This window comes from Marinobacterium alkalitolerans (genome assembly GCF_017776525.1).
In the GTDB taxonomy this organism is placed as follows: Bacteria; Pseudomonadota; Gammaproteobacteria; order Pseudomonadales; family Balneatricaceae; genus Marinobacterium; species Marinobacterium alkalitolerans.
The window spans coordinates 106,739-120,316 of record NZ_JACVEW010000006.1; the positions used below are offsets into that span (position 1 = coordinate 106,739).

Below are 13,578 nucleotides of genomic sequence, written 5' to 3' on the forward strand. Positions count from 1 at the left end.
TCTCCCTATCGGGTCAGCATCTGTCTGTGGGTGCGGATCGACATCAGAATGCCAAAGCCCGCCATCAGGGTCACGATCGAGGTACCGCCATAGCTGACCATGGGAAGGGGTACCCCCACCACCGGCAGCAACCCGGATACCATACCGATATTGACGAATACATAGACAAAAAAAGTCAGTGTAATACTCCCCGCCAGCAGGCGAGAAAAACTGTCCTGTGCCTGGACGGCGATAATCAGCCCCCGCGCGATGATCAGCAGGTAGATCGCCAACAGGATCAAAACACCGGTCATGCCCAGTTCCTCACCGATCACGGCGATGATGAAGTCCGTATGTGACTCGGGCAGAAAATCCAGCTGGGATTGAGTGCCCTGCAGCCAACCCTTGCCGGACAGCCCCCCTGAACCGATCGCCGTCTTTGACTGGATGATATTCCAGCCCGCGCCCAGCGGGTCGCTTTCCGGGTCCAGAAAAGTCAGCACTCGCTGACGCTGATAGTCTTTCATGATGGCCCAAAGCGCAGGCAATGCAGCCCCGGCCAGCACCAGAGCAGCAAAGATCCAGCGCCAGTACACACCTGACAGCAGAATAACAAACACACCTGACGCGGCGATTAACAGTGAAGTCCCCAGGTCCGGCTGCTTCATGATCAATGCCGTTGGTACGGCCAACAACACAAGGGCCAGCAGCAGGTGGCGGAAGGTCGGCGGCAGCTGCTGGCGGGTCAGCCAGGCGGCGACCATCATGGGCAATACCAGCTTCATCACTTCAGAAGGCTGAAAACGAAAGCCGGGCAACTCCAGCCAGCGCTGGGCCCCTTTGGCGCCGACCCCGAACAACAGCACCCCCAGCAGCAGTGCGATGCCACAGGCATACCCCCAGGGGGCCAGCCGTTGATAGGTGCGTGGCTGCAATTGCGCCAGCACGATCAATCCGAAAAACCCGGCACCCATGCGAACGGCCTGGCGCTGCACGTAGCCCAGGTCCTGACCCGATGCACTATAGAGGACAAACAGCCCGAACCCGCACAGCACGAGCAGCAGTACCAGCAGCCAGGCATCCAGATGCGTCGCCGACCAGAGACCACTGGGGCGCTGCAGATGCACATTACTGCCCGGCATGGTGCGTTGAAAGTCACGCTGCACCATCAGTCCACCTCCAGGTCGTTTTCATAATCCCCCAGCAACCAGGCATCCATCACCTCACGCGCGACCGGTGCTGCCGTGCTGGAACCACCGCCACCGTTTTCAACCACGACCGCCACTGCAATCTTCGGGTCATCGACCGGCGCAAACGCCACGAACAGGGCGTGGTCCCGGTGACGCTCGGCCAACGCCTCGGCATCATACTCCTCATCCTGAGCGATCCCGACTACCTGAGCCGTACCGGTTTTACCGGCAATGGTATAGGGCGCACCTTCCCCGCTGCGCCGCCCCGTGCCCTTGGGACCATGCATCACGGAGACCATGCTGTCGATTACCTGTTGCCAGTGCTTCGGTTCCTTGAGCTCGATGTCGGCCGGCTTTTCCTTGCGGTTCAGCATGGGCGCATACGGCCTGGGTTCACCGGTCTGTTCATCCAGTACGCCCTGCAGCATCCTCGGCTGCACCCAGCGCCCGCGATTGGCCATCACCGCCGTGGAGGTTGCCATCTGCAGCGGTGTCATCACCAGGAACCCCTGACCGATACTCAGGTTGACCGAGTCCCCCGGATACCAGGGCTGACGCCAGTTCGCCTCTTTCCACTCATTGGAGGGCAGGAAATTGCGCAGCGCCTCGGGCTGGTCCAGGCTGGCATCCTGCCCCACACCGAACATGCCGAGAAAGCGCGACATGGGCTCCACGCCCATCTTGTGGCCGACCTCGTAGAACCAGACATCACAGGACTCGGCTACCGCCGCGTCAAGATCCACCCAGCCATGTCCCCAGCGCTTCCAGTCACGGTAGCGGCGGCCGTTCTGGTTGATCTGATAAAAGCCCGGATCCCAGATTTTCTTATCCGCCGTAATGGTGCCGGTTTCCAGTGCTGCCAGCGCAATGACCGGCTTAATGGTGGAAGCCGGTGGATAGCTGCCCCTTAGCGAACGATTGAACAGCGGCAGATCACTCGAGTTGCGCAGTGCATTGTAGTCCTTGCTGGATATACCGGTCACAAACAGGTTAGGGTCGTAGGTGGGTGTACTGACCATGGCCAGAATCTCACCGCTGGAGGGTTCGATCGCAACGACAGAGGCACGACGCCCCTCCAGCAGGGATTCGGTGAACTGCTGCAGCCGCAGGTCCAGACTCAGCTGAATATCCCGGCCGGGCACCGGATCCTGCCGCTCCAGCACGTTCAGAATGCGACCGCGCGCATTGGTTTCCACCTTTTGAAAACCCACCTGCCCATGCAGCAGGTCTTCATAGAATTTCTCGATACCGAGCTTGCCGATGTAATGCGTGGCAGCGTAATTCTTTTCATCGACTCTCTGCAGCTCACGCTCATTGATACGTCCCACATACCCCAGCGCATGGACCAGTGACGCGCCATGTGGATAGTAACGGATCAGGTCCGCCTCCACCTGAACGCCCGGCAGGCGGTGATAATTGAGCGAGATGCGGGCGATTTCCGCTTCTGTCAGTCGGAACCGCAGCGGCACGGTTTCATAAGGGCGACGGCGCTGCTGCAGCCGCTTGTGAAAACGTTCGATATCGCGGGGGGTCAGTTCGATCAGGGTGCCGAGCTTCTCCAGCGTGGCATCCAGGTCGTCCACTTCTTCCTTCAGCAGAGTCACACTGAAGTGGGGCCGGTTATCGGCCAGCAGAGCACCGTTTCGGTCGTAGATCAGCCCCCGCCGGGGCGCCACCGGCTGCAGCTGCACCCGGTTCTCTTCCGAAATGGCCGTATAACGCTCATGCTCGAGCACCTGCAGGTAATAGATCCGCCCGATCAGCACCAGCATCATCAGTACCACGATCACGAACGCGATCACGGCACGGTTGGTGAAGGTGATACTCTCGCGGGAATAGTCCTTTAAGCGCTCGAAGGGTGCCATACCGCCTGACTACTTATGGTAAGGGTGGCCCTGGAGAATGCTCCAGGCACGGTAAAGCTGCTCTGCCAGCACCACGCGTACCAGCGGGTGCGGCAGGGTCAGGGCCGACAGTGACCACTTCTGGTCCGCCTGCGCCAGGCAGCGGGCATCCAGTCCATCCGGACCACCGACCAGCAGGCTCAGATTGCGGCCATCCATACGCCAGTGTTCGGCCTGCTCGGCCAGCTGCTCGGTGGACCAGGGGCGGCCTTTCACATCCAGCGCAACCACCCGATCCCCCTTGCCGATGGCGGCCAGCATGGCATCGCCCTCGGAGCGAATGGCGCGTGCCAGATCCGCATTCTTGCCCCGGTGGCCCGGGGCAATTTCAACCAGCTCCAGCTGAAAGTCGGCCGGCAGGCGCCGGGCGTATTCAGCGTAGCCGGCTTCAACCCAGTCCGGCATGCGGTTGCCCACCGCCAGCAAACGGATTCGCATCGGCGTGGTTACTCCGCTGCCGCTTCGTCGTCTGCATCAAACTGCCACAGACGCTCCAGATCGTAGAAACTGCGCGCATCCGGCATCATGACGTGAACCACCATGTCGCCCAGATCCACCAGAATCCAGTCACCTGCTTCCTGCCCCTCGGTTCCCATCGGCTGCAGCCCTGCTGCCTTGACCTTTTCCAGCAGGTCCTGAGCGACGGACACCACATGTCGCTTCGAGGTACCACTGGCAATCACCATGTAGTCGGTGACGCTGGACTTGCCGCGCACATCCAGTTCAGTGATGTCACGTGCTTTCATATCTTCCAGTGCCGAATGCACCAGTTCACGCAGCTGATCAAGCTCCATTACGAGAAAGTACCTTTTTTAGTGATAACCGTAGAGTTTATTGTCCTGAATATAGTGCCATACCGGCTCTGGCATCAGGTAGCGGGGCGAGTGCCCCTGAGCGATCAGGTGTCGAATCTGCGTCGCCGAAATGCCCAGCGGCGTCAGCTCCTGAATGAACACCTGACCTGAAGGCGTGTTCAACAGCGCCTCCACCGATGTGGCCTGATGCTGGCGTGTATACTCCAGCAGCTCGGCCGACGCGTCCTTGCCGTCATAGCCCGGCCGCGACAATACCAGAATGTGGGCGTAGTCCAGAAACGCTCGCCATTCATGCCATTTTGGCAGGGTTTGATAGGCATCCATCCCCATCGTCATGATAATGGGGCAGTCCTGCCCTCGCTCGGCGCGCAAGGCCTGCAGGGTGAGCAGCGAGTACGAGGGAGCATCCGACTCGATCTCCCGCGCATCGGCCGCCAGCGCCGGTTCATCCGCCACCGCACACTGGACCATCTCCAGCCGCTGACGCGGAGTGCAGCCCGGCGCGTCACGGTGCACCGGCGCACCGGAGGGGATCAGGCACACCTGATCGACCCCCAGCCACTGCTTGAGTTCCAGTGCCGTCCGCAGATGACCGTTGTGGATCGGGTCAAACGTCCCGCCCATGAAAACCAGCGGTTGCATCAGTCTCGGACCTGACCGTCACCCAGTACGACATACTTCTCAGAGGTCAGGCCTTCAAGACCGACCGGCCCGCGGGCATGAATCTTGTCGGTTGAGATACCGATCTCCGCGCCCAACCCGTACTCGAACCCGTCGGCAAAGCGGGTGGACGCGTTCACCATCACCGAACTGGAATCCACTTCACGCAGGAAAGCCCGCGCCTTGGTGTAATTCTCCGTAATAATGGCATCCGTGTGGTGAGAGCCGTGACGGTTGATATGGTCGATCGCCTCAGCCATATCCTGCACGATCTTGACCGCCAGAATGGGCGCCAGATATTCGGTATCCCAGTCTTCATCGGTGGCGGCGTTGATGGCCGGCAGCAGCGCTCGCGTCTGCTCACAGCCACGCAGTTCCACGCCCAGCTGACCATAGTGCTCAGCCAGCTCCGGCAACACTTCGGCCGCAATGGCCTGATCCACCAGCAGCGTTTCCATGGTGTTGCAGGTACCGTAGCGATGCGTCTTGGCATTGATGGCAATATTCAGTGCCTTGCTCTTGTCCGCTTCGGCATCGATATACACATGACAGATGCCATCCAGATGTTTGATCACCGGAACGCGAGCGTCATTGGCAATGCGCTCGATCAGCCCCTTGCCACCACGCGGCACGATAACATCCACGTACTCCGGCATGGCAATCAGGCGGCCAACGGCCTCACGGTCCGTGGTTTCGACCACCTGCACCGCCGTCTGCGGCAGCCCGGCCGCTTCCAGCCCCTGACCAATACAGGCTGCAATGGCCTGGTTGGAATGGATTGCCTCAGAACCGCCCCGCAGGATGGTCGCATTGCCGGATTTCAGGCACAGGCTGGCGGCTTCGCAGGTTACGTTCGGACGCGATTCGTAGATGATACCGATCACACCCAGCGGGACACGCATCTTGCCCACCTGAATGCCGGAGGGACGGTAGTTCATGTCACGAATGCCACCAACCGGGTCCGGCAGCGCAGCCACCTGGCGCAGCCCCTCGATCATGCCGTCGATACGCGCCGGGGTCAGCTCCAGACGGTCCAGCATGGCCGCATCCAGGCCTTTCTCGCGGCCGTTGTTCATGTCTTTCAGGTTTGCTTCGACCAGCGCCTCACGGCTGGCATCAATGGCATCTGCCATGGCCAGCAGAGCGCGGTTCTTGCTGCCACTGTCGGCACGCGCAATCTGACGGGCGGCGGCACGCGCCTGCTCGCCCAACGAGTTCATATAGTCGGTTACATTCATCTCATCAATCCGCTGCGATGACTTTTAACGGCACAGTATAACCCGAGCGGGGGGCAAAGGTCTTTGGTCAGGGGTGCCTTTCCGGGTTAATTCCTCGTCTTCTGCCCGGGGCTGAGCCCTGTGCGCTGCACACGAATGTTGCTATTATCGACTGATCATTCTGCCACCACCCAGCCTCGGACCCGAACCGGATGGAGCCCAAGCACACCTCCCAGCACAGCACCTCGACCCTGTCTCTGCGCGCCCTGCTTTCGGCCGCCCTGATTCTGCTGCTCAGCCTGGCCCTGAGCGGTACTTTCGAGTACCTGCGCAGCAAGGACCACGCCGCACAACAGGCCACCGAACTGAGCCTGATGTTCGGTCGCAGCAGCGCCATACTGATTCAGCCACTGGTGCTGGCCGATGATCGCATCAGCCTCAATTATCTGTTCAACGAGCTGGCGGCGCAGCCCATGATCAACGGGCTGCGCCTGACCGCACCGGACCAGACCCTGATCGCGCTGGCCGGTCAGCCACAGGGACGAGGCCATACGCTGGAGCTGGTGCAGGGGGATGACACCATCGGGCAACTGACTCTCTGGAGCAATGCAGCGCCTTTTGCCGCCCGGCTGCAGCAACAGCTGTATGAGATCGGGCTGCTGCTCGCCGGCAGTCTCGGGATCACGGCGCTGCTGATCGGTTTCAGCCTGAAACAGCGGGCCCGGGTAGACGGCGAAGGGTCTGAAGCTCCCGAGCCACTTGAATTCACCGAGGTCGCACGCCAAACCCTGCGTGAGCAGAACCGCGACAGCATCCCGGAATTTGATTTCACCCAGCCCGCAGAGGAATCCCCCGAACCGGACGTGGCCAAGGCAACACCAGCCCGCGAACCGGAAACTCAACCACAGCCGGAGCCAACCACGCCTGAAGCACCTCGGGAACAGACCGAATCACAGGCCCCTGAAGACGGAACCGAAGCGGAAACACCTGAGCAGCCAACGGATCAGGTGCCGGTCGATCAGTCCACAGCCGAGCAGGCGCACACTGAAGAACCTGCTCCCGAGCCAAGCCTGGACGAGCTGCCGAAGGCCGAGCCCTCGCCCCGGCGTATCAAGCTGGTCGGGGCCGAAGCCCTGGATGAGCCTGAACCGAACACCGGCCGCCGCGAGCCCTCCTTCGACACTGACGAACTGGTTTCGCTGCTCAAGCCCAGCGAACAGGATCAGCGCATGCCCCGCTTCACTCCCAAGCCGGCCGGGTATATCGACACCACGGATGACAGCGACGAAGCGATGGTGCCGGATCTGGAACTGAGTGAAAGCGACACCACCGATGACAGCCTCGCAACTCTGCTGAGCGACCCTGAAGAGGACAGCAGTGAACGGGATAACCCGCTGCGGCTGAGTGACGAGGAGCAGCTGGGCCTGTACACCTTTGAGCAGGAGCTGGAATTGATGCTGACGCCAGAGGAGGCCGGCTACCTGTTCCTGATCGATACCCGCAGCGCCCATTCGGACAACCTGGACGAAGATGAGCGTGCCGTTCTGTTGAAGAACTACCGCACCCTCGCCAACTCCGTAGCGCGGATCTACAGTGGCAATCTGGAAACACTCAAGGATGGCAACCTGCGTATCCTGTTTACCAGCGCCGATGACAAGGACAGCCACGGCGTCAATGCGATCTGTTGCGCCATGCTGTTCACCTACCTCTACCAGCACTACAACCAGCAGCAGATCCGTGCCTTCCAGCCGGTCATGAACCTGCACATGGCTCTGGTGCGCGGCGCACTGGACAAGGTCGAGCGCATGCAGGAAGAGGCTCATTTCCTGAGCCGGACCACGCAGAGCAACGCCCTGATCAGCCATACGGCCCTGACCGAGGCACCGCAGCTGAAAGAGTCACTGCTGAGTCAGGCGGATATCCGCCGAGAAGATGAAGACAAGGTACTGCTGCTGGCGGTTAACGAGTCCTACCAGAACCTGCTGGAGAAGCAGGCTCGCCACCTGCTGAGCAAGCTGGCAGAACGCAGCAAAGGCAATGCCGGCGCCTGAGGGCGCCGGCATTGAGGGTCAGTCGTTGATCACTTCGAGGCTGTCGACCCGCTGATAGCCGCGCGGCAGCTTGCTTCCCCGGCGGCCGCGCTCACCGCGGTAGCGCTCCAGCTCACTGCCCTTGAGCTTCAGGTGCTGGCGTCCGGCATTGACCACCAGCGTATCCTCCGGCCCCATCAGCATCACATGCGTCATCAATTCCTCTCGAGTGGCCGCTTTGGCCGTCGGAATGTTGATCACCTTGTTACCCTTGCCGCGCGCCAGTTCCGGCAGCTCCTCGACCGGGAACACCAGCAGACGCCCTTCACTGCTGACCGCTGCCAGCAGCGCCGACTCCTGTGGCAACAGCACCGGCGGCAGCACCTTGGCGCCCTTGGGCAGCGTCAGTGCAGCCTTGCCGTTCTTGGTTTTACTGGTGAGCTGATCGATTCGGGTGACGAAACCATACCCCGCATCCGACGCCAGCAAGACACGGTCGGTTTCCCGGCCGCACACCAGACCATCCACCATCGCCCCCTTGGGCAGGCTGACGTGACCGGTGACCGGCTCACCCTGACCACGGGCGGAAGGCAACTTGTGGGTATCCAGCGTGTAGCTGCGCCCGGTGGAGTCGAGCAGAATACAGGGCTGGTTCATGCGCCCCGGGCTGGCCAGCTTGAACGCATCCCCTGACTTGTAATTCAGCCCAACCGCATCGATATCATGGCCCTTGGCCGCACGGATCCAGCCCTGTTTGGACAGCACAACCGTCACCGGATCGGCACTGAGCAGATCCTTTTCACTGAACGCCTGCGCTTCGGCACGTTCCTGCAGCGGCGAACGACGCTCGTCACCGAACTGCTCGGCAGTGGATTCGATCTCTTCGCGAATCAGCTTGCGCATCAGCTCATCGGAATCGAGCGTTTTTTCCAGCCGCTGACGCTCCTCGTTCAGTTCATCCTGTTCACCCCGAATCTTGATCTCCTCAAGGCGCGCCAGATGGCGCAGCTTGAGGTCCAGAATCGCATCGGCCTGAACCTCCGTGAGCTCAAAGCGACGCATCAGCTCTTCGCGCGGCTTGTCCTCTTCGCGGATGATCGCAATCACTTCATCGATGTTGAGGTACGCCGTCATCAAACCTTCGAGGATGTGCAGACGGTCGCGCACCTTCTGCAGCCGGTACTCCAGGCGGCGACGCACCACACCGGTACGCCAGCTCAGCCACTCCACCAGAATCTGGCGCAGGTCCTTCACCTGAGGACGGCCGTCAATCCCGATCATGTTCAGGTTGACGCGGTAACTGCGCTCCAGATCGGTGGTGGCGAACAGGTGCGCCATCAGCGCATCCAGATCCTTGCCCCGCTTGGGTACTATCACCAGACGTGTCGGGTTTTCATGGTCGGACTCGTCACGCAGGTCAACTACCATCGGCAGTTTCTTCTGCTGCATCTGGGCCGCAATCTGCTCCAGTACACGCGCCCCGGAGACCTGTGCCGGCAGTGCGGTAATGACTATTTCGCCATCTTCACGGCTCCAGAGCGCACGCATGCGGAAGCTGCCCCGCCCCTTGCTATAGAGCTCTCGCAGCTCTTCCGCCGGCGTAATGATCTCGGCTTCGGTGGGCATATCCGGCCCCGGCACCAGGTCACAGAGATCCTCCAGCGTGGCCTGCGGGTGATCCAGCAGGTGGCAGCAGGCGCTGGCCACTTCGCGCAGGTTGTGCGGCGGGATATCCGTTGCCATGCCCACGGCGATACCGGTACCGCCATTGAGCAGTACGTTGGGCAGACGTGCCGGCAGCACCTCGGGCTCATCCATAGTGCCGTCAAAGTTGGGCACCCAGTTGACGGTCCCTTGCCCGAGCTCCTGCAGCAGAACTTCAGCGTAGGGGGCCAGACGCGATTCGGTATAACGCATGGCCGCGAAGGATTTGGGGTCATCGGGCGAGCCCCAGTTGCCCTGACCGTCGATCAGCGGGTAGCGATAGCTGAAGGACTGGGCCATGAGCACCATGGCTTCGTAACAGGCCGAGTCACCGTGCGGATGGAACTTGCCCAGTACATCACCCACGGTACGCGCGGACTTCTTGTACTTGGCCGTGGCCTTCAGGCCCAGCTCGGACATGGCATACACGATACGGCGCTGAACCGGCTTCATGCCGTCGCCCAGGTGGGGCAGCGCACGGTCCAGTATCACGTACATCGAATAATCAAGGTACGCTTTTTCGGTAAAGTCTCTCAGCGACAGTTTTTCGGTATCGCCGTCAAAAGTGGTGTCTACACTCATCAACTGATTCCTGCACAGGTGTGCCCGCACACAGGGCGTGGCAAACAATTGTGATCTGGGCGGCAGTATGCCAGCTCTGCTTTCAGATCGCACCCGCCGGCCTGTCTGTGGCGCTGCAACCCTTGATCCAAAGCGGGCTAATCGATCTATAACTGCTTGAAACGCTTCTCATAACCGTCCAGTGTGCTAGATTCAGGCTAGTGCTGATGCGAAGGAGTGACGCCATGTCGACCGATAACAACCGGCTGTTGCTGGAGCTTGAAAAATACCGCCGCGACATCAACCGTGAGCTGATCAACTCCCAGTTGCCTGAACTGGCACTGGTGGACCTCAAGCCGGTCCTGTCGATGGTGGCACATGCACGTGCCGACTACATCAAGACGCTGCTGGCACTGCCCGAGCGACATGCGGACGGCAAGGCATCCGAGGCCTCTATCGCCGAACTCAGGCGCCGCCGTGAGACCTTTCAGGAGCTGGTGGATGCCATGAACGCCCTTGAAGGCGTGGTGGCGCGAGACTATCTGGACGTTAAAAGCGGCCGGAGCAGTTGATGATCCGCCCCCTGCTGATGTTGCTGAGCCTGCTGGTCGCGCTGCCGGCCGCTGCCGCATCGCTTGAAGGGCGCCTGTGGGATCTGCGCGCCGAGCGCTTTGTCAGCATTGATACCCTGTTTGAACGGCTCCCGCCCGGTGGCTGGCTACTGCTGGGCGAACAGCACGATCACCCCGAACATCACGCCATTCAGGCCGACTGGATCGAACGACTGGCCATACGCGACCAGCTGGGCCCCGTAGCGATGGAGATGCTGCAGCAATCACAGCAGCCGTTGCTTGATGATGCACGGGGCCGGGGCCAGAACGTCACCCCGGAAGCCCTCAACTGGCAGCCGGGCTGGGACTGGGCGTTATACGAGCCTGTGGTCAAGGCGGCGCTGGACCATGCACCTGCTCTGGTCGCCACCGACCTGTCGCGGGATCAGCAGCGTCAGGCCTACACGGCCGGCGCACCTGAGGGCGAGCTGGAACCGGGCCACAGCGATTTCATGCGAGACCTGCTGTATGACAGTCACTGTGGACAACTGCCAGCGTCCTCGCTGGACGGCATGCGCCAGGTGCAGCTCGCACGCGATCAGGCCATGGCCACGCGGCTGCGTGAGTACTCGGCCCCGGACCAGACAGGCGTGATGATCACCGGCAGCATTCATGCCCGCCTGGATCTGGGCATTCCGCGCTGGCTCAGGCGACCGGCGGTCAGTGTGTTGATGATCGCTGTCGAGCCGGACAAGACATCACCGCAGGACTATCGACCTGAAGGGCTTGGCACTCACCCCGTAGCCGACTACCTGCTGTTCACCTCGGCGCTGCCGGCCCGCGACTATTGTGCCGAACTGAAGGCGAAGCCCGCCAGCAACTAGGGCGACAGGCTCAGGCGGCCGGTCTGCTCAACTTCAACCGGCCAGCTGAGCCCGCCGCTGTCCAGTTTGACCTCCACACGATAATCCAGTGCTTTCAAGCCCGGTGTCGTGGCCATCTCCTGCAGCAAGCGAACGCTGCCGAACAGGGCAGGTGATGCCCCGACCTCAACGGTTTCCTCGGCATAGCCCGGGATACGCGGCAGGTCTCGCGTCACACCGCTGAGCACTCGCTGCTCCTGCAGATAGAGGTGATAACGTACCCCTTCCAGCACCAGCGCCTGACGGTTGGGGTTCAATATCCTCAGCCGAATCAGAAAGCGCGGCACCGCACCCTGGCTGTTCGGATCCAGCCGCACTCCGACCACATCCATGACGGGCGCCTCCCGCCCCGGTTGAAGACTGGCACAACCTCCCAGCAACAGGCCCAACAGTACAATCCACACTCCGGCACGAGTCCAACGCATGCGACGCTCCTGAAATTGATATGCTATGTATAGGTACACAGGGTGCCATGAAGTTTAGCTGAACCCCCGCTCCCTGTTGCAGTCAGACACTGACGCGAACCGGCCCGCCAGACGGGCCGTATGCGTCTGTACAAGACCCGCTTTCAAGGAGCACATCATGCAATCGTTGGCACTCGGCCCCTTCGCGATCTCATTGGACCACCTGTTGATACTGGTTGCACTCCTGATCGCCCTCTTTGCCGGCTGGCTCAGCAGCCGCCGTTCAGGCCACAACCCTGAAGCCGCCCTGTTCACCATTCTGCTGGTTGGCCTGCTGGCTGCCCGCCTTGGCTTTGTGCTCCGGTTTTACGAAGAGTACCGCCGCGACCCATTGGGCATCATCGACATTCGCGATGGTGGTTTCTGGTGGGTGTCGGGGCTGGTCGGTGCAGCGCTGGCCGGACTCTGGTATCTATGGCGCCGGCCTGCCATGCGCCGCTCGCTGGGGGTCGCCTTGCTCAGTGGCGGTATCACCTGGGGCGCCACTGCCATCCCCCTGGCACAGATACAGGCGGCGCAGGAAAGCCTGCCCGACATCACACTCACCTCACTGGAGGGCAATCCGGTCAATCTGCAAGCCTATGAGGGTAAACCGATCGTGCTGAATATCTGGGCCACCTGGTGCCCTCCCTGCGTACGGGAAATGCCGGTGCTGGCACAGGCCCAGTCCGAACACCCGGAGATCCATTTCCTGTTTGCCAATCTGGGAGAGGACAGTGTCAGTGTTGAAGCCTTTCTGATGGAGCTGGGCGTTGAGCTGGATAACGTGTTGCTGGATCAGCAGAACGCCATTGGCCAGCATTACGGTTCACGTGCACTGCCCACCACGCTGTTTATCGATGCGGACGGGCAGCTGCGCGACTCTCATCTGGGTGAGCTGTCACGCGCCAGCCTGGCCGACAAGCTGGCACGCATTCGGGCGGATTAGCTGCCCCAGTAGCGCACGCGCCCGGTGTCGATGTGGATAAAGTTGGAGCCGGTATAGAGTCCAACGCCGCCCACCTTGGCGTTACAGGCGATTCGGTGCAGGGTCTTGAGGGGCGTTCCCGGCAAACGGATATCCAGTGCCTTGCCCTGCATGTGCAGGCTTTTCTTGGCAACACCACTGCTCGACGCTCTCAGCTGGGCATTGGTTTTGGGTGAACGGTAACCCGAGATGATCTGGAAGGGGTTATCGTTACCGGTTTCCAGCTGCAAGTAGTGCAGCAGGTCCAGCAGCTTCGGGTCGATCGGATGAACTTCTTCGGTCCGAAAGTCGCGCAGCAGATAGTTGATATCGGCCAGGCTGGTTTTCAGATAGCGTCCTTCCGACCAGTAGGTGGTATCCAGTTGCTCGCCGGTGTGCAGATGGTCGAACCGGAGCGTGCGTCCATGCAGCGGCCGGATGTTGGCATGTGCGACCGGCATCTGCAGCACGGCGGCCGTGGCTGCAACACCTCCCAGAATTCGGCGGCGGTGGCGACACTCGGGATGAGCATCAGGGTCGACTTCAAAGCGGCGCGGGGTCAACAGCATCAGTCACCTCGGTTAACAGCTGGTCATATATAAGACTGTGTGAATTTTAACCAAAGCGTTACAGA

13 protein-coding genes are annotated in these 13,578 nt (G+C 61.0%); 4 read left to right on the top strand and 9 right to left on the bottom strand.

Annotated features, from left to right (window positions below):
• Positions 1 to 5: 5 nt before the first annotated feature.
• The 6 genes from rodA to H9C73_RS05560 are packed head-to-tail and all read right to left on the bottom strand — an operon-like array spanning position 6 to position 5,786.
• Positions 6 to 1,148, bottom strand: a complete 1,143-nt coding sequence (rodA, locus tag H9C73_RS05535; protein ID WP_209286802.1) for a rod shape-determining protein RodA — start codon at positions 1,146 to 1,148, stop codon at positions 6 to 8.
• Complete coding sequence (gene mrdA / locus H9C73_RS05540; protein WP_209286803.1) at positions 1,148 to 3,034, bottom strand: penicillin-binding protein 2; 1,887 nt, start codon at positions 3,032 to 3,034, stop codon at positions 1,148 to 1,150. The genes rodA and mrdA overlap by 1 nt, the downstream gene beginning before the upstream one ends.
• Positions 3,035 to 3,043: 9 nt before the next feature.
• Positions 3,044 to 3,511, bottom strand: a complete 468-nt coding sequence (rlmH, locus tag H9C73_RS05545) for a 23S rRNA (pseudouridine(1915)-N(3))-methyltransferase RlmH (protein WP_209286804.1) — start codon at positions 3,509 to 3,511, stop codon at positions 3,044 to 3,046.
• Positions 3,512 to 3,519: 8 nt separating this feature from the next.
• Entirely contained in the window at positions 3,520 to 3,867 is a 348-nt protein-coding gene (gene rsfS / locus H9C73_RS05550) for a ribosome silencing factor (protein WP_209286805.1), read from the bottom strand.
• An 18-nt stretch (positions 3,868 to 3,885) separates the two neighbouring features.
• Positions 3,886 to 4,530 (bottom strand): nicotinate-nucleotide adenylyltransferase, encoded by a 645-nt coding sequence (gene nadD / locus H9C73_RS05555; protein ID WP_209286806.1) that lies wholly within the window; start codon positions 4,528 to 4,530, stop codon positions 3,886 to 3,888.
• Entirely contained in the window at positions 4,530 to 5,786 is a 1,257-nt protein-coding gene (locus tag H9C73_RS05560) for a glutamate-5-semialdehyde dehydrogenase (protein ID WP_209286807.1), read from the bottom strand. Before H9C73_RS05560 ends, nadD begins: the two co-directional genes overlap by 1 nt.
• A gap of 191 nt (positions 5,787 to 5,977) precedes the next feature.
• Here H9C73_RS05560 and H9C73_RS05565 point away from each other — a divergent pair, with 191 nt between their 5' ends.
• Positions 5,978 to 7,816, top strand: coding sequence for a hypothetical protein (locus H9C73_RS05565; RefSeq protein ID WP_209286808.1), 1,839 nt, complete (start codon positions 5,978 to 5,980; stop codon positions 7,814 to 7,816).
• 18 nt (positions 7,817 to 7,834) lie between these two features.
• Here the strand turns inward: H9C73_RS05565 and parC are convergent, their stop codons facing one another.
• Complete coding sequence (gene parC, locus H9C73_RS05570; protein ID WP_209286809.1) at positions 7,835 to 10,081, bottom strand: DNA topoisomerase IV subunit A; 2,247 nt, start codon at positions 10,079 to 10,081, stop codon at positions 7,835 to 7,837.
• 224 nt (positions 10,082 to 10,305) lie between these two features.
• Here parC and H9C73_RS05575 point away from each other — a divergent pair, with 224 nt between their 5' ends.
• Positions 10,306 to 10,632 (top strand): hypothetical protein, encoded by a 327-nt coding sequence (locus H9C73_RS05575; RefSeq protein ID WP_209286810.1) that lies wholly within the window; start codon positions 10,306 to 10,308, stop codon positions 10,630 to 10,632.
• Positions 10,632 to 11,495: a ChaN family lipoprotein gene (locus tag H9C73_RS05580; protein ID WP_209286811.1), complete on the top strand. Its 864-nt coding sequence runs from the start codon at positions 10,632 to 10,634 to the stop codon at positions 11,493 to 11,495. The genes H9C73_RS05575 and H9C73_RS05580 overlap by 1 nt, the downstream gene beginning before the upstream one ends.
• On the opposite strand, the gene H9C73_RS05585 is transcribed toward H9C73_RS05580, so the two are convergent.
• A complete protein-coding gene (locus H9C73_RS05585; protein WP_209286812.1) occupies positions 11,492 to 11,959 on the bottom strand; it encodes an LEA type 2 family protein in 468 nt (155 codons plus the stop codon). The two genes, H9C73_RS05580 and H9C73_RS05585, sit on opposite strands and share 4 nt — an antisense overlap.
• 157 nt (positions 11,960 to 12,116) lie before the next feature.
• Between H9C73_RS05585 and H9C73_RS05590 the strand changes: the two genes are divergently transcribed.
• Complete coding sequence (locus H9C73_RS05590; protein WP_209286813.1) at positions 12,117 to 12,926, top strand: TlpA disulfide reductase family protein; 810 nt, start codon at positions 12,117 to 12,119, stop codon at positions 12,924 to 12,926.
• On the opposite strand, the gene H9C73_RS05595 is transcribed toward H9C73_RS05590, so the two are convergent.
• Positions 12,923 to 13,513 carry a DUF882 domain-containing protein gene (locus H9C73_RS05595; RefSeq protein WP_209286814.1) on the bottom strand — a complete coding sequence of 197 codons (591 nt, stop codon included), beginning with the start codon at positions 13,511 to 13,513 and terminating at the stop codon, positions 12,923 to 12,925. The two genes, H9C73_RS05590 and H9C73_RS05595, sit on opposite strands and share 4 nt — an antisense overlap.
• Positions 13,514 to 13,578 lie beyond the last annotated feature (65 nt).